Raw genomic sequence first — 20,634 nt, forward strand, 5'->3', positions numbered from 1 at the left:
GCCTGACCGCCGAGCTTGCCCTCCGAACCCACCTCACGGGCAACACGGGTCACCTCGTCGGCGAACGAACTGAGCTGGTCCACCATCGTGTTGACGACGTCCTTGAGCTCCAGGATCTCGCCCTGCGCCGCCACCGCGATCTTCTGCGACAGGTCACCCCGGGCCACCGCGGTGGCGACCTGCGCGATGTTGCGGACCTGCGCGGTCAGGTTCGACGCCATGTAGTTCACCGCGTCGGTGAGGTCCTTCCAGGTGCCGGCCACGTTCGGCACCTCGGCCTGGCCGCCGAGCTTGCCCTCCGTGCCGACCTCACGCGCGACCCGGGTCACCTGCTCGGCGAACACCCGCAGCGTGTCGGTCAGCGAGTTGATCGTGTCGGCGAGGTCGGCCACCTCGCCCTGCGCCGAGATGGCGATCTTCTGCGACAGGTCGCCCTGCGCGATCGCCGTCGTCACCTGCGAGATCGACCGCACCTGCGCGGTCAGGTTCGACGCCATGAAGTTCACGTTGTCGGTCAGGTCACGCCACGTGCCCGACACGCCCCGCACGTCGGCCTGACCGCCGAGCTTGCCCTCCGTGCCGACCTCACGGGCGACACGCGTCACCTCGTCGGCGAACGACGACAGCTGGTCGACCATCCGGTTGACGGTCCGGCCGATGGTGAGGAACTCGCCCCGCAACGGCCGCCCGTCGATGTCGAGGGTCATGTGCTGGCTCAGGTCGCCCTCGGCGACGGCCACGATCACCCGCGCGATCTCGGCGGTCGGCCGGCCCAGGTCGTCCATCAGGCTGTTGACCGCGCGAACCCCGTCGGCCCACGCCCCCTCGTACGCCTCCTCGTCCAGGCGCTCGGTGACCCGGCCCTCCCGGCCGACGACCCGGGAGATGCGCAGGAACTCCCGGTTGCGCTGCTCCTGCATCGTCACGACCTCGTTGAAGGCGTCGGCGACCTCCCCGGCGATGCCGGACCCCCGCGACAGCCGCACCTTGAAGTCACCATTGCGCACCGCCCGCAGCGCCGCCGCGACCTCGTGCCACCGCGCGTCGTCGTCATCCACCCGCGCGCGCTGTGCGGTCGTCCGATTCGCCGTCACCAGGACCCACTCCCCTCGATGGCCGACACTCGCCCTATGGCCCATCGCCGCGCCGCACCGTCGCGGCGCACGCTTCATCATCGTCCGTACGGCCCCCGGATGCGAGCCAGCGGCACGCGGCAGCAGGCCCCGCGCTGGAAACCCGACGCCGAACGGCGGACACTACAAGGGTGCCGAACCGCGCTCCGGACCAGGAGCACTCCCCCCACCCCACCGCAGGGCCCCTGACCGCTGTCGATGCGCTGCTGGGTGTGGCCACCACCGCCGATGAGGCGGGCGCGGCCCACGGCTTCGCCGGGAACCTGCTGCGCACCCTCGCCGAGCACACCTCCGCCACCGGCAGCGCCGTCTGGCTCGACCGCGGCGACGGCGCCGGCGCGCAACTGCTGGCCGCCCAGGGCAAGCGCCTGCACCCGGCCTCGGCCGCCCGCCGCATCAGCGTGCCGGTGAGCCTGCCCTGGTCGGCGGAGCTACGCCTGGACGCCCCCGACACCCCGCAGGCGCAGACCCTCACCCGTCTGGCCGTACAGCGGCTCGGCATGACCCTGGAACACCAGCGCCTGCGCGACAGCGACCGCCGCCGGCAGACCTCCCTGGCCTTCCTCGCCGAGGTCAGCGAACTGCTCGCCCAGTCCCTCGACCTCACGCTCACCCTGGCGCTGATCCCCCGCCTCGTCGTGCCCCGCCTCGGCACCTGGTGCACCCTGCACCGGGCCACCCCCGGACGCCGCCTCGAACCCGCCGCCGCCGCCCACGCCGACGAGGCCCTCAGCCCCTGGCTCGACGCCGTCAGCGACGACCTCAGCCGTTCGCTGCTCGCCCCACCGGTGGCCGACGCGCTGCTGGCCGGGAAGAACGTCCCCCTGCCGACCTCCCTGTCGGGAATCGCCGTGCCGCTGTTCGCCCGCGGTGAGTGGCTCGGCGTGCTCAGCATCGGCCGCGACACCGACTCCCCGCGCGACCCCGACGAGATCCCCGTCGCCGAGGAGGTCGCCCGGCGCTGCGCGCTGGCCATGGACAACGCCCGCATCCACGAGGAGCGGCAGAACGTCTCGCACACCCTGCAGCAGGCGCTGCTGCCTGCGAAACTGCCGACCATCCAGGGCCTGGGCATCGGCGCGGAGTACGTGCCTGCGGGCCGCGGCGTCGAGGTCGGCGGCGACCTGTACGACATCATGGCGATGCCCGACGGCCGCTGGCTGGTGATGGTCGGCGACGTGTCCGGCAAGGGCGTGCACGCCGCCGCCGTCACCGGGCTCATCCGCGAGGTCATCCGGGTCCTGGTCAAGGACGGCCGGCCACTGCAGTCCGTGCTCACCACCCTCAACGAGACCCTCAGCGAACGCAGCGAGCGCTACTGCACGCTCGCCCTGGCCGCCTTCGACACCCGCAGCGGCGGCCCCGACGTCGAGGTCTCGCTGCACCTGGCCGGCCACGACCGGCCGCTGGTGCTGCACGCCGACGGCCGCGTCTCCTCGGCCGGCCGCTGGGGCACCGCACTCGGCCTGGTCTCCCCGGTGACCTGCCCACCGGCCCGGCTCGTGCTGAAACCCGGCGAGACCCTGGTCTTCTTCACCGACGGCGTCACCGAACGCCGCAACGGCCACGAGTTCTTCGGCACCCAGCGGCTCGCGCAGCGCCTGACCTACCTGGCCGGGCACCCCGCCGACGTCATCGCCGCCCGGCTGCGCACCGCGGCGGTGGACTTCTCCGTCGATCCACCCCGCGACGACATGGCCATCATGGCGGTCCGCAACGACGCGGAGCGCTGAGAACGCACCGTTTCCGCAGGTGCGCGCAGCACGCCCGCAGCGCCGCGACGGCGGCGTCCGGCCCTGCCTACGCGGGGGAATAGCATTAATGTCCGGCTCGGCGGAGCAAGGCGACGAGCGCGGCACGGGCTCGGGAAGGACCACGGTGGACGCAACGGCGCTCGCAGGGCACTCCGACGCGGTCAGCCGTCACGACGCCCTGCAGTACCAGGACGACGACCAGCTGCTCGACGCGGTCGTGCCTTACCTGCGTGAGGGCGCGTCCGCCGGGGACAGCGTGGTGCTGATCTGCCACCCCGACAACGCGGCCCGGCTGCGCGACGCGCTCGGTGATCACCCGGTCGCCGAGCTGCGCCGCGAGGACGTGTACGGCGGCACCGTGGCGGCCCTGACCGCCTACCGCGACCTCGCCGAGCGCGAGCGGCAGCGCGGCAGCGGCCGCGTCCGCGTGGTGACGGAGATCGACTTCGGGTCCCGGCCCAGCGGGCAGTGGGAGTGGGCGCGGTTCGACGCCGCGCTGGGACAGGCCCTGGCCGACTACCCGGTCTGGAACCTGTGCCTGTACGACCGCCGCCGGGTCCCGCCGGAGATCCTGCGCGCCGGCGAGAGCAGCCACTCCCACCTGCTCGCCGGCGGCGGCCGGGTGCCCAGCGCCGGTTACCTCGACGCGGCGACCCTGCTCGGCGCCGCGAGTATGCGCTGGCGCGACCCCCTGGAGGACAGCCCGCCCCGGCTGGACGTGGCCGAGCCGCACGACCTGGCGGCGCTGCGGGCGGCGGTCGAGCAGGCGCTGCTCGACGACGGCATGTCCGCGTACGCGGTGCAGGGCTTCGTGCTGGCGGTCAGCGAGGTCGCCACGAACGCGATCCTGCACGGCGCGCCCCCGGTGCGGGTGAGGTTGTGGTCCGACGGCGTGCGGGCGCTGTGCTCGGTGTCCGACGGCGGGCACTGCTTCAGCGCGTACAGCGGTTACGTGCCGACGGACCGGGCGGTCGGCGCGGGCGGCATGGGCCTGTGGCTGGCCCGCCAGATGAGCGACGACCTGACCGTCGACGCGACGCCCGACGGCTGCACCGTGCGCCTCGGCATCAACACCTGACTGCGGCCCCCGACCAGGCTGTCCCCTGCCTCGTCGGCCATCGTGCGCGTGATCACCACCGCTAGATCTTCCTAGGCTGCTAGACCAGTGTCTCCATCCCGGAAAAAGGATGGTTACGGCATACATGATGGAAACTACGCTGCTAGATGTTTGGGGTATTCCGGACAGGGTAAGGCCGCGGGGTGCGCAGAGCTGAGATCGACGGCGGCTTCACCGGAATGTTCGACGCGGTCCTGTTCGACCGCGACAACACCCTGATCCGCGAGGTGCCCCGGATCAGCGACCCCGACCTGGTCGTGCCGATGCCCGGCGTACGCGCCGCGCTGGACCTGCTGCGCGACGCCGGCCTGCGGATCGGCGTCGTGTCGCACCAGTCCGCCGTGGGCTTCGGGTTCGTCACCCGGGCGCAGGCGGAGGCGGTCGACGCCCGCATCGAGCAGCTGCTGGGCCCGTTCGACACCTGGCAGACCTGCTGGCACACCCCCGCCGACGGGTGCGCCTGCCGCAAACCGGCGCCCGGCCTGATCACCGCCGCGGCTCACCACCTCGGGATCAGCCCGCATCGCTGCGTCATGGTCGGCGACCTCGGCACCGACCTGCAGGCCGCCGCCGCGGCAGGCGCGACCGGCCTGCTGGTGCCCACCGGGCAGACCTGCGTCGCCGAAGCCGCCGCGGCCCCCTACCGCGCGCCGAGCCTGCTCGCCGCGGCCGAGTGGGTCCTCGACCGGCGACAGCTGCTGCGCCCGGGTCCGGCGGGGGCCGACGAGCCCGGCAACGTGCTCGCGGTGCGCGCCGGCTCGGCCGGGGACGTGCTGCTCACCGGCCCCGCGCTCCGGGCGCTGGCCGCGCGGGCCCATACGGTGTCCCTGCTCACCGGCCCGCCCGGCGTGCCAGCGGGACGGCTGCTGCCCGGCGTGACCCGGGTCCTGGAGTGGTGCACCCCGTGGGCCGAGCGCGACCCGGCTCCGGTCGACCGGTCGGCCGTCGACGGCCTCATCGACACGGTGCGCTGCTGGCAGATCGACGAGGCCGTCATCTTCACCTCCTCCGCCCAGTCGCCGCTGCCCACCGCGCTCCTGCTGCGGCTGGCCGGCGTCGGCCGGATCAGCGCGATCTGCGAGGACTACCCCGGTTCGCTGCTCGACGTACGCCACCGGGCGCCCGACGACCTGCCCGAGGCGCACCGGGCCTTGTCGCTGGCCGCCGCGGCCGGCTATCGGCTGCCCGACGCCGACGACGGCCGGCTGCGTACCGTGCTGGCGGCCAACGGGACCCGCACCGGCCGGGTCGTCGTGCATCCCGGCGCGAGCGCCTCGGCCCGCGGGCTGCCGCGCAAGGTCGCGGTCGAGATCGTGCGGGAACTGGCGCGCTCCGGCCGGGAGGTGCTGGTCACCGGCGGGCCCGACGAGACCGAGCTGACCGCCGAGGTCGCCGGTGACGTGGCGGGCGACCTGGGCGGGCAGACCGACCTGGCCGCACTGGGCCGGCTGCTGGCGGGCTCGGCGTGCCTGGTCGTCGGCAACACCGGCCCGGCGCACCTGGCCGCGGCGGTCGGCACCCCGGTGGTGAGCATGTTCGCGCCGACGGTGCCGTTCGCCCGGTGGGGCCCGCACGGCGTCCCGCATGTACGGCTGGGCGACCCCGACGCGCCGTGCCGCGACACCCGCGCTCTCACCTGCGCCCAGCCCGGTCACCCCTGCCTGGGCGAGATCGACCCGGCCGAGGTCGTCGCCGCCGTGGAGCTGCTGGCCCGGACCAGGCCGTGACCGCTCACTCCTCCGGGTCGACCAGCGCCCGGAACCGGTAGATCCAGGCCGGTTCGCCGGCGGGATTGGCCTCGCGCACGTACACGGCCTCCCACGGGTCGTCCCCGGCCCAGCGGTCCCGGCCCGGCTCCAGCCCGACCGGCAGCCAGATCGAGTACGTCTCCGGTGGATCGACGGCCGAGTCCACCTCGATCTCCCGGGTTACCTCGGCGGCGCCGTGCACGAACTTCGCGGCGATCCTGTCCACCCGAACCGACTCCCTTCGATCGACGTCCGCCCGCAAGGCCGCGGGCCGTGCCGGCTCACACCTCGGCGGCGAGGTGGTCGGCCGGCACGTTCAGGGTCACCACCCCGTCGCGCACACCGGCGATCTGGGCGGCGCCTGCGTAATGCGCCCGCCGCAGCGGCATCCGACTCTTGATCTTCACGTAGCCCTCGCGCAGCAGCAGTTCGGCGAGCTCCTGCTCCACATCCGGCTCCGGACCGGCCGCCTCCTGCACGATCCGCCCGAACAGGCTCACCGATTCGCTCATCCGCTGGCCGTCCGCGGTGATCGCGGCCCCGTCACCGATCTTGACGTCCTGCACGGTGCCCAGCTCGGCCCCGGTGCTGTCGAGGACGTGCATACCCTCGCGCACCGCGCCGATCGGCCCGGGATCGTCGATCCCGGGCACCAGCCCCGTGCCGTTCTCCTCGGCCATGTCATGACCTCATCACGCCGGAGCGCGTCCGCGCGGGCGTTCGGGCCGCGCGGTCCTGCCTCAGAAGCGGACCTCGACCTCCAGGTCGAGGGCCTGCCACAGCTCCCGGGCGTTCGCGAAGCTGCGCTCCGGCTCCAGCGTGCCCAGTTCGTCGAGCACCTCGTCGGGGGCGTCCCCGCGGCGCGCCAGCTCGACCAGCTGCTCGGCGGTGGCGGGGAAGGTCGCCAGCGACACGTGCTGGCCGATGCGGGCGCGCAGCTCGCGACGATCGGGGTCACGCTCGTCGTCGCCCACGATGCCGTCGCGGCCCGGCGTGTCCCAGGACCGCGGGTCGAGGTCGTCCTCGATCGGGTCGACGGCTTGCCTGCTGCCATACGGTGTGTGCGTCATACCGCCCCGATTCCCGCGAGCCGGGGAACTGAAACGTCTTCACCCGATTTGTCCCGACGGATAGGCCGCGCGGCGGTGCGACGAGGCGGACACTGGGTAGGACCGCGGCCGGATCGCACACGGGAGGAGGCGGGGCGATGACCGAGCAAACGTCCGGCGAGATGCTGGAGACGCTGCTGGACACGCTGTTCATCGGGGAGGAGCGGCTCAGCGTCGCCGAGCTGCGCCGCCGCGCCATGGCCGAGGACATGCCCTCGGACGTGCACCTGTCCATCGACACGCTGCCCGAGGGTGAGTACGCCCAGGACGAGGTGCTCGACGCGCTGCACACCCACGCGGTGATCACCCCGCCCTCGTTCTGAGCGGTGCCCGCCCTCAGCGGTCGACGGCGCGCTGCAGCTCGGCCTTGGTCATGGTCGAGCGGCCCTTGACGTTCTTCTTCTTCGCCTCCTCGTAGAGCTGGTCGCGAGTGCGGCCGCCCTCGCCGCGGTGCGACCGCAGCCCGCCGCGCCGGCCCGAGGAGATGTCCTTCTTCGACAGCGCGCTGGCCTGCTTGGCCTCACCGGCGCGAGCCCGTTCCTTGTTGACGGTGCGCGCGGCGATCTCCTCGGCCACGTCCTCGGACTTGCCCCGCTCCTCGGCGCTGGCCTTGATGTGCTCGTACTGGCGTTCACGCTTGGCGCTCCAGGCCTGCTGCGGCATGATCGCCCTCCTCTCGCCCTTGCTGTACGCATGCCCGCGGCCTCGCGGAGCGAAACGCCGGACACCCCTGGAAGATCGCGCCACGGCACGCCGGAGCAGGCGCAACGGCCGTCCGGCACCGCTCGTTGACACGGCATGCGGGATTGCGGATCATGCGCGGAGCACGGGGGTGCCTCGACCGGCAGATGCATGCGGGAGCGGGGCGCGCCACGCCACCGGGGTCCGCTGCACCGGGCCGCCGCCGGCCTGCTCGCGGCCGTCGCGGCACTCGCGCTGGCCGCACCCGCGGCGGCGGTGCCCGACGGCGCCGACGACCCCGACATGCTGCGCCCACAGGGCGTCGACGCGCAGGGCATGCCGCTGCAGCCCGACGGCCTGGCCGGCCCCGCCCGCGGGCTCGGCCGCCCGATCACCCGCATGCAGATCCTCGCCCGCGCCGCGATCTGGGCCGACGCGCAGGTCGGCTACAGCCAGCTGAAGTTCCGCAAGGGGTGGCGCACCGACTGTTCCGGATACGTCTCGATGGCCTGGGAACTGGGCCGCAACCACTGGACCGGCGACCTGCACCAGGTCGGCGAGCGCGTCGACTTCGACGACATGCGCCCCGGCGACATGCTGCTCTACCACAACAAGTCCCGGCCGAGGGACGGCTCGCACGTGGTGCTGTTCGAGCGCTGGGTCGACGAGCCCGGCGGCGACTTCGTGATGTACGAGCAGACGCCGCCCTCGGTCAAGCACCGCACCTGGTCGGACTCGGGCTACAACGAGGACAGGTACCGGTCGTACCGCTACCGCAACGTCATCGAGAACGAGGCGGTCTGGTATCCGGTGGCCGGCGACTGGGACGGCGACGGACGGGTCACCGCCGGAGCCGCCCGGCCCGAGGGCGAGACGTGGCGCTGGCGGCTGTCCGACGACCCGCGGGGCGCGACGACCGACGCCGACTTCCTCTTCGGCGACGTGCGCAAGCTGCCCATCGTCGGCGACTGGGACGGCGACGGCCGGTGGACCCCCGGCACCGTCGACCTGACCGGCGACCACCACGACTGGTACCTGTCCAACTCGCTGCGCGGTGGCGAACCGGACGTGCGGGTCGGCTACGGCGACGTGGAGAAGGCCCCGGTCGTCGGCGACTGGGACGGCAACGGCACTTTCACGCCCGGCGTGGTCGACGCCGAGGGCGACGTGCGCGACTGGTACCTCGCCAACAGCCTGACCGGCGGCGACCACGACGTGCACGTCGGGTTCGGCGACGTGGACAAGGTGCCGGTCGTCGGCGACTGGAACGGCGACCGGGTGAGCACGCCCGGCGTCGTCGACGCCGCCGGCGAGCACCGGAACTGGGAGTTCACGAACAGCCTCGACGACCCGGCGACCGACACCGAGGTGTCGTTCGGTGAGGTGGCGCAGCTGCCGGTGACCGGCGACTGGGACGGCGACGGGTTCGTCACGCCCGGTGTCGCCGACCCGGGCGCGGGCCACGAGTGGCGGCTGTCCAACGCGCTGGCCAGCGGGATCGCCGACGCCGTTTTCCCGTACGCCGGAACCCCGGCGGCCCCGGGCGAACCCGGCGGCCCGACGCCTTCGCCAAGCGTCGTGCCCAGGCCCCGGCCCGACGTGAGCCCGTCCCCCGACGTGGCGGGCACTCCGTCCCCCGATGCCGCCCTACCCGGCTCGCAGCCGACCGGCTCGCCCCTGCCCGTGGGGCCCGCACCCGGCCTTGCCAGCCCGTCGGCGGCGTCCGGCCCAGGCCCGAGCCCGACAGCCCCAGGACCGGCGTTCCCGGCGGCTCCGGGCGCGGTGGCCGGGCCGACGCCCAGCGCATCGCCGGAGCCGTCGGCGAGCGCCGTGGCCGAGCTCGCTCCGCCACCCGGCGGGCCCCTGCTGGACCAGCCCACCGTTCTGCACTGAGGAGAGCCGTGAACCGTCACCGCACCGCCGCAGCCCGCCGCGCCGTCCTGGCCGCGGCCGGGCTGTTCCTGTCCCTGACCGCGCTGCCGGCCGGGGCCGCACCACCTGGTGATCCACTCGGGCCCGACGGCAGGCCGGTCACCGACGGCTGGGCGGGCGCGGGCACCCCGGCGGACCTGATCCCGCCCGCGGCGGCCCGGGTGCTGGCGGCCGCGCCCGGTGGCTATCCCGTCACCGGCATCGACGTGTCGCACCACCAGGGGACCATCAACTGGGACAAGGTCGCCGACAAGGGCGCGAAGTTCGTCTACGCCAAGGTGACCGAGGGCGTGCACTACGTCGACGCCTCGTTCAAGGACAACTACAGCGGCGCGCGCAAGAACGGCATCCTCTTCGGGGCGTACCACTTCGCCCGGCCGGACAAGACCAACGGGCGCACCCAGGCCGACTTCTTCCTCGACCGGGCGCAGTACCGCAACGACGGGCGCTCCCTGCCGCCGATGCTGGACATCGAGTGGCCGTACAAGCTGGGCGGCAAGCTCGTCGCGCCGGGTCCGTGCTGGGGCAAGTCCAAGAGCGAGCTGGTCCGCTTCATCCGCGACTTCACCCAGCGGGTACGCGAGCGCACCGGCAGCGCCACGATGATCTACACGAATCCGAACTGGTGGAACCCGTGCACCGGGAAGAACGCCGACTTCGGCGACCACTACCTGTTCATCTCCAGCTACACCGACAAGGTGCGCGGGCTGCCCGCCGGCTGGGACCGGTGGACGCTGTGGCAGTACGCCAACCACGGCAAGCTGCCCGGTGACCAGAACGTCTTCAACGGCACCATGGCCGACCTCAACGCGCTGGCCGCCAACCCGGCCGGGCCACTGCCCCGGCCCGTCGTCGGCGACTGGGACGGCAACGGCACCATGACGCCGGGCCTGGTCAGCGCCGAGGGCGACACGTGGCGCTGGCGGCTGTCCAACACCCTCGACGGCACCCCCGACCCAGCGCTCGACTTCACCTACGGCGACGCGGAGAAGACTCCTCTCGTCGGCGACTGGGACGGCAACGGCACCTACACCCCGGGCACGGTCGACGCCGAGGGCAAGCGCCGGGACTTCTACCTGGCCAACGGCTTCCGCAGCGGGCCCGCCGACATCCACACCGGCTTCGGCGACATCGAGGACATCCCGGTGGTCGGCGACTGGGACGGCAACGGCACGTTCACGCCCGGCACGGTGGACAGCGGCGGCAAGCTGCACCAGTGGAAACTCACCAACACGGTGGAAAAGCCGCTGACCGAGGTCGAGTTCGAGTACGGCGACGCCGCCAAGACGCCGATCGTCGGCGACTGGGACGGCAACCGCACCTTCACCCCCGGCACCGTCGACATGGACGGCGAGCGCCACGACTACTACCTGAGCAACGTGACCACGGGCGGGCCGACGCAGGTGCACATCGGCTTCGGCGCGGTGTACACGGTGCCGCTGGTCGGCGACTGGAACGGCGACAAGGTCTTCACCCCGGGCGTGATCGACGCCTCGGGTGACGCCGGGCTGGTCTGGCAGCTGACCAACAGCCTGACCGGCGGCTCCGCGGTCGAGGTGACCTTCACGTACGGCGGGACGGCGGCCGTGCCCGCTGCCCCTGCCGCCAACCCGGCCCCGTCGGCGACGCCGTCGCCCGGCGTCTCGCCGAGCGTGTCACCGTCGCCGTCGGACGCGGCCGCGGCCGCCCGCCCGTCGCCCAGCCGCACCCCGTCGGCCGCGCCGAGCCCGTCGCCGAGCCGGACCCCGGCCGCCGCGCCGAGCCCGGCCGTGAGCCATGCGCCGAGCCTCGCCCCGGTCGCCGCGCCCAGCCCGTCGCCGAGCCGCCCGGCCGCGTCGCCGAAGCCGAGCGGGCACCACCCGGTCACCCGCACCGGACCTCGGCCCTGATCCCTCGCCTGAGGGGAAGGGCACTTTCTACAACGCGGAGCGTTGTGGAAGGTGCCCTTCCTTCGCTTCTGGCACCGTTTCGCGAATCGGTGATCGGGCGCGAAGGACGTGAAACGGACGTAGCATTCGGGTCAGCGGCAAGGGCGGTGGGCGGGCTGCGGCGGGGGCGGCAGGAGGGCTGCGGCGAAGGAGCGCGCGATGACCGGATTCGGAGTCCACTCGGAGGTCGGCAGGCTGCGCAAGGTGCTGGTGCACCGGCCCGACCTGGCGCTGCGCCGGCTGACCCCGTCCAACCGGGGTGAGCTGCTGTTCGACGACGTGCTCTGGGTGGAGCGGGCGCAGCAGGAGCACGACCAGTTCGTCGCCGAGCTGCGGGCCCGCGACGTCGAGGTGTTCCTGTTGCACGACCTGCTCACCGAGGCATTGGCCTCAACCGAGGCGCGGGAGTGGGTCATCGGGCACACCGTCAGCCCCTACACGGTCGGTCCGGCCATGGTGGACGCGGTGCGCGAGGCGCTGGCCAACATGGACCCGAAGACGCTCGCCACGCACCTCACCGGCGGGGTGACCCGGGCCGAGCTGATGCGCTTCGCCGACGACGACCGGCTGGCCGCGCGCTCGCTGGCCGTGGCGACCACGGTCGGCTCGTCGTTCATCCTGCCGCCGCTGCCCAACCACCTGTTCACCCGCGACACCTCGTGCTGGATCTACGAGGGCGTCTCGCTGAACCCGATGTACTGGCCCTCGCGCCAGCTGGAGACCGTCAACCTGGGCACGGTGTACCGCTTCCACCCGATGTTCCGGCAAGAGAAGATCAACTTCTGGTTCCCGGATGCGGGCAAGGACGAGCACGACGAGTTCGACATACAGTCCTTCGGGCGGTCCTCGATCGAGGGCGGCGACGTGATGCCGGTCGGCAACCGCACCGTCCTGATCGGCATCAGCGAGCGCACGACCCCGCAGATGGTGGAGATCCTGGCGCAGCGGCTGTTCGCCAAGGGCGCGGCCGAACGCGTCATCGCGGTGCGGCTGGAACGCAAACGCCAGTTCATGCACCTGGACGTGGTGTTCACCTTCATGGACCGCGACACGGTCACCGTCTACCCGAAGGTGATCGACGGCACCACGGCGTACAGCATCCGGCCCGGCGACAAGGCCGCCACGCTCGACGTCACCGCCGAGGACAGCTTCCTGGCCGCCGTCGCGCACGCCATCGGGCTGTCCCACGAGAAGGACCTGCGGGTCATCACCACCGGCGGCGACGAGGCCCAGCAGGAGCGCGAGCAGTGGGACTGCGCCAACAACGTGGTCGCGCTGTCGCCCGGCGTGGTCGTGGCGTACTCGAAGAACGTCTACAGCAACCGCCGGTACCGCGAGGCGGGCATCGAGGTCGTCGAGATCGACGGCTTCGAGATCGGCAAGGGCCGCGGCGGCGGCCACTGCATGACCTGCCCCCTGCTGCGCGATGCCTGACCGCGGGATCATGATCGTCAGGGGCGGCCGGCTGCGCGTCCGCGTGGCCGCGGTCGTCGCGGTGGCCTTCCTGGCCGCCGCCTGCGCGACCACGCAGCAGGTGGCGGCACCGACGCCCGGCCCGGGACGCGCCCAGCCCGGTGTCGCGTGGACCGCCTGCGAAGGGCTGGACAAGAGCTTCGAGTGCGCCAAGGTGCCGGTGCCGCTGGACTGGGCCGAGCCGGACGGGCAGCGCATCGAACTGGCGGTGATCCGCCACCTGGCGAGTCGCCCGCAGGAGCGCATCGGCTCGATGTTCATGAACCCGGGCGGCCCCGGCCAGAGCGGCGTCGAGCTGGTACGCGGCGGCGGCGAGGACTTCGACGCGTGGGGCGGCGGCCGCTTCGACATCGTGGGCTGGGACCCGCGCGGCACCTACGGCAGCTCTCCCGTGCGGTGCTTCACCAGTGAGGCCGACGAGGCCCGGTTCTGGCAGGGCGTGACGATCCCGTCCACCCAGGCCGAGTCCGCGGCATACCAGGTCAAGGCCATCGAACTGGCCCGGCGGTGCGGCGAGGTCAGCGGCAAGCTGCTGTCGCACATCTCCACCGCCGACACCGCCCGCGACCTCGACGCGCTGCGTGAGCTGGTCGGCGACCGGCTGCTCACCTACACCGGCCTGTCGTACGGCTCGATGATCGGCCAGACCTACCTCAACCTGTTCCCGGACCGGACCCGGGCGATGATGCTCGACGGCATCGTCGACGCGGTCGACTACACCACCAGCGCCGAGACGCGCACCGCCAACAACGTGTCCTCGGCCGACGAGGTCTTCGCGCAGTTCCTCAAGCTGTGCCAGCAGGCCGCGCCCAGCCGGTGCGCGCTGGCCGGGCACGGCGAGCCGGTCACCGAACGCGTCGAGATGCTCTTCGCCAGGGCCCGCCGCGCACCGATCCCGGCCCCGCACGCGGACCCGCCCGGCGCGTTGAGCTACGGCGACCTGCAGGTGGCCACGTTCAACCCGCTGCGGCTGCCGCTGACCTGGCCCCAGTTCGCGGCGGACCTCGACGCGGCCGCCGCCGGCGACGCGTCGGCGCTGCTGACCACGGCCCGGCAGATGCAGAGCCCGCTCGCGTTCCACGGGGCGACCACGTCTGCGGCGATCAGCTGCGTGGACGGCGCGGCCCGCACGCCGGTGTCGCAGTGGCCCGAGGAGATGGCACGCTTCACCGACGCGGGCAGGTTGTGGGGCACCGTGCTGGGCTGGTGGCTGTGGGCGCCGTGCGCCGCGAACTGGCCCGCCGACCCCGCCGGACGCTACGCCGGGCCGTGGAACGCGCCGACCGAGACCCCCGTCCTGCTGGTCGGCGCGCGGTACGACGCCGGCACCCCGTACCGCAACGCGCAGGCCGCCCAGCGGCGGCTCGGCGACGCCGTGCTGCTCACCCTGAACGGCTACGGCCACCCGAGCTACCAGGTCCCCAGCGTGTGCCTCGACCAGGCCCGCGTGCGCTACCTCGTCGACCTGGTCACGCCCCCACCCGGCACCATCTGCGAACCCGACCAGCAGCCCTTCGGCTGACCGGCTCCGACCCCGGCCGACGGTAAGGAAGGGCACCTTCCACAACGTATAGCGATGTGAAGGTGCCCTTCCTTGCCTCAGGTCAGCGGGTGCGGCGGGATCGCCACTGGCGGACGGCGTCGTCGGCGTCTACGAGGGCCAGGGCGATGGCGGGGCCGGCGAGTTCGCCGCGGTGGGCGCGGGCGATGCGGGTGTTGAGGTCGGCGACGTAGGCGCGGACGGCCTGCTCGGAGTTCTTCTTCGCGACCGTGTCGGGCAGGTCCTCGATGTCGCGGCGCAGCAGCAGCGTCGCCGGGATGGCCGCGGACAGGTTCTCCCGCTGGACCAGGTCGCGCAGCCACCAGTCGTCGGGCAGCACCTCCCCCGCCCCGGGCAGCGGCTTGCCCGTGCCGGGCAGGTCGTCGAACTCGCCGCGCTCGGCCGCCTCACGGATCTGCCGATCGATGCTCGACTCGTACCAGTGCTGCACCGTGCCACCTCCGGGCGATCGACTCCCTTGCCCCGAATTTAGCTCGGTGACGGAAATCGCTTGCCCCCGGGCGGGCCGGCCGCGGTAACGTCCTGTCCATGCATCAGCACCTCGCCAGCACGACGACGCCGGGACGTCCCGGCGCTCGTACGCGTTGACCTGCTGATCTTTCAGTCGACCGTCGGCCCCGGGGCACACGCCCCGGGGCCGACGCGTGTCCGCCCCACGTGTGCCCCGGCCGTCTCACTCCAGGAGCACACCGTGAAGGACCACCGCCGCCTCGGCCGCGACCTTGAGATCTACCACTCCGACCCCATGATCGGCGCGGGGCTGCCGCTGTGGCTGCCCGCCGGCGCCGCCGCCCGCCACGCCATCGAGGAGTACGTGCGCGAGGAGGAGCGCCTCGCCGGATACCAGCACGTGTACTCCCCGCCGCTGGCCAAACGCCAGATGTTCGCCAGGTCCGGGCACCTGGCGAAGTTCGCGGACGACATGTTCCCCGCGATGTCCGACGACCCCGACGCGGCCCACGACGACCCCGAGGCGCTGATGCTGCGCCCGAGCCTGTGCCCGCACCACGCGATGGTGTTCGGCTCGCGCGGCCGCTCCTACCGCGAGCTGCCGGTCCGCATCGCCGAGCTGGGCGGCATGTACCGCGCCGAGCGTTCCGGCGTCGTCGGCGGACTGAGCAGGGTGCGGGCGATCTCGCTCAACGACGCGCACGTGTTCTGCTCCCTCGACCAGGTCGGCGCGGAGGTCGCGCTGGTCCTGGCCATGTGCGCGCGGATCCATCCGGCGCTCGGCTTCGCCGCCGACGGCTACCGGCTGTCGCTGCGCGGGCCGGGCGCGGGCTACCTCGGCGCGGACGCCGACTGGGCGCGGGCGGAGGCGCTGCTGCGCGACGCGCTGGTGCGGGCCGGGGTGCCGTTCGAGGAGGCGCCGGGCGAGGCCGCGTTCTACGGGCCGAAGATCGACATCCAGGTGCGGGACCTGGCCGGGCGGGAGTCGACCCTGGCCACCGTCCAGGTGGACTTCGCGCAGCCGGAGCGCTTCGACCTGTCGTACACCGACCGCGACGGCAGCCCGGCCCGGCCGGTCATGGTGCACCGCAGCATCGTCGGCAGCATGGAGCGGCTGATGGCGCACCTGCTGGAGGTGCACCAGGGCGCGTTCCCGGCCTGGTACGCCCCCGTGCAACTGGCCGTCGCCCCGGTCGGCGAGGCCCAGGACGGGTCGGCCCGGTCTTTCGCCGAGCAGGCGCTACGCGCCGGGCTGCGGGCTTCGCTGAGCCTCGACGGGTCGCTCGGGCTGCGCATCCGGGAGGCGTCGCAGCGCAAGGTGCCGTACCTGGCCGTCATCGGGTCCCGGGAGGCCGAGGCGGGTGAGGTGTCGCTGCGGCTGCGCGACGGGCGGCAGCTGCCGCCGATACCGTACGCCCAGGCCCTGGACCTTGTCGGGGGCGCGGTCGCGGCCCGGTCGCGGGAGCTGGCTCCGTAGCCGGCCTCAGCGCAGCGCCGCCTCGACGAAGTCCGCGCCGAGGCGGGCGCGGGCCGCGAGGTTGAGCCGGCAGAGCACGTAGCGGCCGCGGCGGCTCACCTCGACCAGGCCGGCCTTGCGCAGCACCGCGAGGTGCCGGGTGCTTCTGGGGTGCCGGGACGCTCGGCGGCGACACCGGGCCGCTCACGATCGCGCTGTGCGCCGTCGTCTTCACCGCCGGGGAGATCCTGTACGCGGGAAGCGCCACCGTCCTGGTCATCGCGGGCGCACCTGAGGGTTCCCTCGGCCGGGCACTGTCGCGTTTCCAGCTCTCCACGGGCATCGGCATGGCGCTCGCTCCGGCGCTGCTGACGTGGCTGCTCACCGCCGGTCCCGGTGTCATGCGGGGCGGGCTGGCCGCGATGACGCTGCCGGCCGCGGGTTCGGTGGTAGCGACCTCGACACGCTCCGCGCGGTTAGCAGGGTAGGAACCCCGCTTTCGAGGAGGAATCGCCCATGAGGTCGTCGCGCGTGCTCGGGTACGGACTGGCGGTGTGGCTGGGCATGGTCGGCATCTCGCTGATCCTGCTGCCCGCCGAGGGCAAGCACGAGGCTCTGTACGAGTCGATCAAGCTGACCACGATGGTCGCGCTGGTGCTCGGCTTCGCCATCCGCTACCTGCGCAAGCGTCCGACGGCGGCAGGCCCCGAGGGCGTGCTCGTCGGGCTCGTCTGGGCCGCCGTCACCACCGCCGGTGACCTGGGCCTCTACCTGGGCGGCGCGTTCAACATCGGGCTGGACGTCTACTTCTCCGACGTCGCCTCCTCGTACGCGGTGATGCCCGTGATCACCGGCCTGGCCGTCGGCCTGCTCGCCCCGAAGCCCACCGGGATCCTGAGCGCCGAGGCGTACGGTGCGGCACTGCCCGCCGCTCAGCCCGCCACCGGGCACTCCGAGGCCGACGAGTTCGCCGCGATGATGGCCGGGGCCGGCGCGGCGGAAGCGACCGTCTCCCCCGCCGCGAGCACGACCGAGACCGACGCGGTGTCCGAGACTCACTCGATCAACGAGGTCAGCCCCACGGCCGAGGCCGACGCGCGTCCCGAACCGGCCGCCGCGTCCCCGGTCCAGGCCGAATCCGAGGTCCGGGCCGAATCCGAGGTCCAGGGCGGACCCGAGATCCACTCCGCGCCCGAGACCGCCACGCCCGTGGTCCCGTCGCCCGCCTCGGCGAGTCACGCGGAGGCCACGCTCGTCGGCGCGGCGGCGTCCGCCCACGCGGCCGAGGAGACCGACCGCCCGCTGTACATCCCCCGCGGGAATTGCTGACCCGCGTCCCGAAGTTGGCCACGTCGAGACCGCGATCCGATCGGGGCACGCGGCCCCGACCGCCGCGCGGCCCTTGATCGTCCGACTTGCCAGGCACCTGTGCGTAAGCCGCTTCAGATACGCACGACTGCCAGGCAAGTCGGACGATCTTGAGCGGGCCCACCCGGGTAGAGTGGCGTGGGTCACACGGGTTGGTTGAGGGAACAACCAAGGTCGTCCTGGACTTGAGTGGGTAAGACTCAAGTTCAGAATGGCAGGTGTCGACGATGACCACACTCCCCGTTCTTCCCCTGGACGACGCCGTTCTGCTGCCCGGCAACGTGGTGGCGGTGGCGCTCCAGCCGGACACCCAGGCCGCGATCGACGCGGCGCGGGCGTCCGGTGACAAGACCGTGCTGGCCGTGCCGCGGCTGGACGGCGAGTACGGCACGTACGGCGTGACCGCGGTGATCGAGAAGGTCGGCCGCCTCCCCAGCGGGGAGCGCGCCGCCGTGCTGCGCGGTGTCACCCGTGCCCGCATCGGCTCCGGCGTGCCCGGACCGGGCGCGGCGCTGTGGGTCGAGGCGACCCTGGTCACCGAGCCGGAACCGGCCGGCCGCGCCAAGGAGCTGGCCCGCGAGTACAAGGCGCTGGTCACCGCCGAGCTGCAGCAGCGCGGCGCGTGGCAGATCATCGACGCCGTCGAGCGGATGACCGACCTCAGCGAGCTGGCCGACTCGGCCGGGTACGCCCCGTGGCTGACGCTGGCGCAGAAGGTGGAGCTGCTCGGCTCGCCGGACGTGACGGCGCGGCTGGAGCTGCTGGTCGGCTGGGCGCGCGAGCACGCTGCCGAGCAGGAGGTCTCCGAGAAGATCAACAGCGAGGTGCGCGAGGGGCTGGAGAAGTCCCAGCGCGAGTTCCTGCTGCGCCAGCAGCTGGCCGCGATCCGCAAGGAGCTGGGTGAGGACGAGCCCGAGGGCTCGGCCGACTACCGGTCCCGGGTGGAGGCCGCCGACCTGCCCGAGAAGGTCCGGGAAGCGGCGCTGCGGGAGGTCGGCAAGCTGGAGCGCGCCAGCGACGCCTCCCCGGAGACGAGCTGGATCCGCACCTGGCTGGACACGGTGCTGGAGATGCCGTGGAACGTGCGTACCGACGACAACACCGACCTCGCCGCGGCGCGGGCGGTGCTGGACGCCGACCACGCGGGCCTCGACGACGTCAAGGACCGCATCCTGGAGTACCTGGCGGTGCGCAACCGCCGCGCGGCCCGCAACCTGGACAAGGTCGGCGGACGTGGCTCCGGCGCGGTGCTGGCCCTGGCCGGTCCGCCCGGGGTGGGCAAGACCAGCCTCGGCGAGTCGGTCGCGCGGGCGCTCGGGCGCAAGTTCGTCCGGGTGTCGCTGGGCGGCGTGCGCGACGAGGCGGAGATCCGCGGCCACCGGCGCACCTACGTCGGCGCGCTGCCGGGCCGCCTGGTCCGTGCGCTGCGCGAGGCGGGTTCGATGAACCCGGTGGTGCTGCTGGACGAGGTCGACAAGATCTCCGCGGGGTACGCCGGCGACCCGGCCGCGGCCCTGCTGGAGGTCCTCGACCCGGCGCAGAACCACACCTTCCGGGACCACTACCTGGAGGTCGACCTCGACCTGTCCGACGTGCTGTTCCTGGCCACCGCGAACGTGGTGGAGACCGTCCCCGGCCCGCTGCTGGACCGGATGGAGCTGGTCACCCTGGACGGCTACACCGAGCAGGAGAAGGTCGCCATCGCCCGGGACCACCTGCTGCCGCGGCAGCTCGACCGGGCCGGCCTGACCGCCGACGAGGTGTCGATCAGCGACGGCGCGCTGGGCGCGATCGCCGCCGAGCACACCCGCGAGGCGGGCGTACGCCAGCTGGAGCGCGCCCTGGCCCGCATCCTGCGCAAGGTCGCCGTCAAGCAGGCGAGCGACAGCGGGCAGGTGCAGGTCGACAACGGCAACCTCAGGGAGTTCCTGGGCCGTCCCCGGTTCACGCCGGAGTCGGCCGAGCGTACGGCGACGCCCGGTGTCGCGACCGGACTCGCGGTCACCGGCGCCGGTGGCGACGTGCTGTTCATCGAGGCGACCTCGATGGACGGTGAGCCGGGGCTGACCCTGACCGGCCAGCTCGGCGACGTGATGAAGGAGTCGGCGCACATCGCGCTGTCGTACCTGCGCTCGCACGGCCGCCAGCTGGGGCTGGACCCCAACGCGCTGGCCGGGCGGCGGATCCACCTGCACGTGCCCGCGGGCGCGGTGCCCAAGGACGGCCCGAGTGCCGGCATCACCATGGTCACCGCCCTGGCGTCGCTGGCGTCCGGACGTCCGGTCCGGCCGGAGTTCGGGATGACCGGCGAGGTCACCCTGAACGGGCGGGTGCTGCCCATCGGCGGCGTCAAGCAGAAGCTGCTGGCGGCGCACCGGGCGGGCCTCACCGAGGTGATCATCCCGGCCCGCAACGAGCCCGATCTGGACGACGTTCCGGCGGACGTGCGCGAGGGTCTGACGATCCACGTGCTGTCCGATGTCGCCGACGTGCTGGCGCTGGCCCTGCGGCCGGCCGAGCCGGAGGCGGTGCAGACGGGTCCGGTCACTCCGGCCGAGCCCGCCCTGGCCGGGGCGTGACGTTCGGGGGTGAACGGAAAGGGCGTCCCCGCCACCTGTACGGTGGCGGGGACGCCCTTTGCTGCACTGATCAGAGCGGGTGGACGTTGGCCGCCTGCGGGCCCTTCTGGCCCTGGGTGACCTCGAACTCGACCTGCTGGCCCTCTTGGAGCTCGCGGTAGCCGCCACCGGAGATGGCGGAGTAGTGGACGAACACGTCCGCACCCCCGCCGTCCTGCTCGATGAAGCCGAAGCCCTTCTCAGCGTTGAACCACTTGACGGTGCCGGTTGCCATGAATCCCTCTCAGGGGCCGTCGACTGCCCCGCACCGCACTGCGCGGCGCGGCTATTGCCCCACAACCGCTG

18 protein-coding genes are annotated in these 20,634 nt (G+C 73.0%); 11 read left to right on the plus strand and 7 right to left on the minus strand.

Annotated features, from left to right (window positions below; genetic code table 11):
• Positions 1 to 1,058, minus strand: a 1,058-nt coding sequence (locus AB0B35_RS06415; protein WP_361041587.1) for a HAMP domain-containing protein, incomplete at its 3' end; no start/stop codon positions are given.
• A gap of 206 nt (positions 1,059 to 1,264) precedes the next feature.
• Here AB0B35_RS06415 and AB0B35_RS06420 point away from each other — a divergent pair.
• The 3 genes from AB0B35_RS06420 (at position 1,265) to AB0B35_RS06430 (ending at position 5,731) form a co-directional block, all read left to right on the plus strand.
• Positions 1,265 to 2,866: a GAF domain-containing SpoIIE family protein phosphatase gene (locus tag AB0B35_RS06420; protein WP_361041445.1), complete on the plus strand. Its 1,602-nt coding sequence runs from the start codon at positions 1,265 to 1,267 to the stop codon at positions 2,864 to 2,866.
• 145 nt (positions 2,867 to 3,011) lie between these two features.
• The gene (locus AB0B35_RS06425; protein ID WP_361041448.1) at positions 3,012 to 3,965 is read left to right on the plus strand and encodes an anti-sigma factor RsbA family regulatory protein; all 954 of its coding nucleotides are present in this window, start codon (positions 3,012 to 3,014) and stop codon (positions 3,963 to 3,965) included.
• A 182-nt stretch (positions 3,966 to 4,147) separates the two neighbouring features.
• Entirely contained in the window at positions 4,148 to 5,731 is a 1,584-nt protein-coding gene (locus AB0B35_RS06430) for an HAD-IIIA family hydrolase (RefSeq protein ID WP_361041451.1), read from the plus strand.
• 4 nt (positions 5,732 to 5,735) lie between these two features.
• Here the strand turns inward: AB0B35_RS06430 and AB0B35_RS06435 are convergent, their stop codons facing one another.
• From AB0B35_RS06435 to AB0B35_RS06445, 3 genes are read right to left on the minus strand one after another with little or no spacing between them, the layout of a single operon-like run.
• Positions 5,736 to 5,978, minus strand: a complete 243-nt coding sequence (locus tag AB0B35_RS06435) for a hypothetical protein (RefSeq protein WP_203699214.1) — start codon at positions 5,976 to 5,978, stop codon at positions 5,736 to 5,738.
• Positions 5,979 to 6,033: 55 nt separating this feature from the next.
• Positions 6,034 to 6,432, minus strand: coding sequence for a hypothetical protein (locus AB0B35_RS06440; protein ID WP_361041453.1), 399 nt, complete (start codon positions 6,430 to 6,432; stop codon positions 6,034 to 6,036).
• Positions 6,433 to 6,492: 60 nt separating this feature from the next.
• Entirely contained in the window at positions 6,493 to 6,822 is a 330-nt protein-coding gene (locus AB0B35_RS06445; protein ID WP_361041456.1) for a DUF2795 domain-containing protein, read from the minus strand.
• Between the two features lie 137 nt (positions 6,823 to 6,959).
• Here AB0B35_RS06445 and AB0B35_RS06450 point away from each other — a divergent pair, with 137 nt between their 5' ends.
• Positions 6,960 to 7,184 carry a hypothetical protein gene (locus AB0B35_RS06450; RefSeq protein WP_361041459.1) on the plus strand — a complete coding sequence of 75 codons (225 nt, stop codon included), beginning with the start codon at positions 6,960 to 6,962 and terminating at the stop codon, positions 7,182 to 7,184.
• A gap of 13 nt (positions 7,185 to 7,197) precedes the next feature.
• Here the strand turns inward: AB0B35_RS06450 and AB0B35_RS06455 are convergent, their stop codons facing one another.
• Positions 7,198 to 7,524, minus strand: coding sequence for a plasmid stabilization protein (locus tag AB0B35_RS06455; protein ID WP_360541308.1), 327 nt, complete (start codon positions 7,522 to 7,524; stop codon positions 7,198 to 7,200).
• 189 nt (positions 7,525 to 7,713) lie between these two features.
• Between AB0B35_RS06455 and AB0B35_RS06460 the strand changes: the two genes are divergently transcribed.
• The 4 genes from AB0B35_RS06460 to AB0B35_RS06475 all read left to right on the plus strand — a co-directional run bounded on the left by AB0B35_RS06460 (position 7,714) and on the right by AB0B35_RS06475 (position 14,397).
• Positions 7,714 to 9,435 (plus strand): hypothetical protein, encoded by a 1,722-nt coding sequence (locus tag AB0B35_RS06460; protein WP_361041462.1) that lies wholly within the window; start codon positions 7,714 to 7,716, stop codon positions 9,433 to 9,435.
• Between the two features lie 8 nt (positions 9,436 to 9,443).
• Positions 9,444 to 11,363, plus strand: coding sequence for a GH25 family lysozyme (locus tag AB0B35_RS06465; protein WP_361041466.1), 1,920 nt, complete (start codon positions 9,444 to 9,446; stop codon positions 11,361 to 11,363).
• 198 nt (positions 11,364 to 11,561) lie between these two features.
• The gene (locus AB0B35_RS06470) at positions 11,562 to 12,836 is read left to right on the plus strand and encodes an arginine deiminase (protein ID WP_361041469.1); all 1,275 of its coding nucleotides are present in this window, start codon (positions 11,562 to 11,564) and stop codon (positions 12,834 to 12,836) included.
• A 10-nt stretch (positions 12,837 to 12,846) separates the two neighbouring features.
• Positions 12,847 to 14,397, plus strand: coding sequence for an alpha/beta hydrolase (locus tag AB0B35_RS06475; RefSeq protein ID WP_361041472.1), 1,551 nt, complete (start codon positions 12,847 to 12,849; stop codon positions 14,395 to 14,397).
• An 82-nt stretch (positions 14,398 to 14,479) separates the two neighbouring features.
• On the opposite strand, the gene AB0B35_RS06480 is transcribed toward AB0B35_RS06475, so the two are convergent.
• The gene (locus tag AB0B35_RS06480; RefSeq protein ID WP_361041475.1) at positions 14,480 to 14,866 is read right to left on the minus strand and encodes a DUF1992 domain-containing protein; all 387 of its coding nucleotides are present in this window, start codon (positions 14,864 to 14,866) and stop codon (positions 14,480 to 14,482) included.
• A 60-nt stretch (positions 14,867 to 14,926) separates the two neighbouring features.
• On the opposite strand from AB0B35_RS06480, the gene thrS reads away from it, so the two are divergent.
• The 3 genes from thrS (at position 14,927) to lon (ending at position 20,289) form a co-directional block, all read left to right on the plus strand.
• On the plus strand, positions 14,927 to 16,363 hold the full coding sequence (gene thrS / locus AB0B35_RS06485) for a threonine--tRNA ligase (RefSeq protein WP_361041478.1): 1,437 nt from the start codon (positions 14,927 to 14,929) through the stop codon (positions 16,361 to 16,363).
• Between the two features lie 495 nt (positions 16,364 to 16,858).
• Positions 16,859 to 17,671, plus strand: coding sequence for a hypothetical protein (locus tag AB0B35_RS06490; protein ID WP_361041480.1), 813 nt, complete (start codon positions 16,859 to 16,861; stop codon positions 17,669 to 17,671).
• 266 nt (positions 17,672 to 17,937) lie between these two features.
• Positions 17,938 to 20,289 (plus strand): endopeptidase La, encoded by a 2,352-nt coding sequence (lon, locus tag AB0B35_RS06495; RefSeq protein ID WP_361041483.1) that lies wholly within the window; start codon positions 17,938 to 17,940, stop codon positions 20,287 to 20,289.
• Between the two features lie 70 nt (positions 20,290 to 20,359).
• Here the strand turns inward: lon and AB0B35_RS06500 are convergent, their stop codons facing one another.
• Positions 20,360 to 20,563: a cold-shock protein gene (locus AB0B35_RS06500; RefSeq protein ID WP_144124622.1), complete on the minus strand. Its 204-nt coding sequence runs from the start codon at positions 20,561 to 20,563 to the stop codon at positions 20,360 to 20,362.
• Positions 20,564 to 20,634: the final 71 nt, after the last annotated feature.

Origin of the sequence: Catellatospora sp. NPDC049133 (genome assembly GCF_040648455.1) — a bacterium.
Lineage (GTDB): Bacteria > Actinomycetota > Actinomycetes > Mycobacteriales > Micromonosporaceae > Catellatospora > Catellatospora aurea.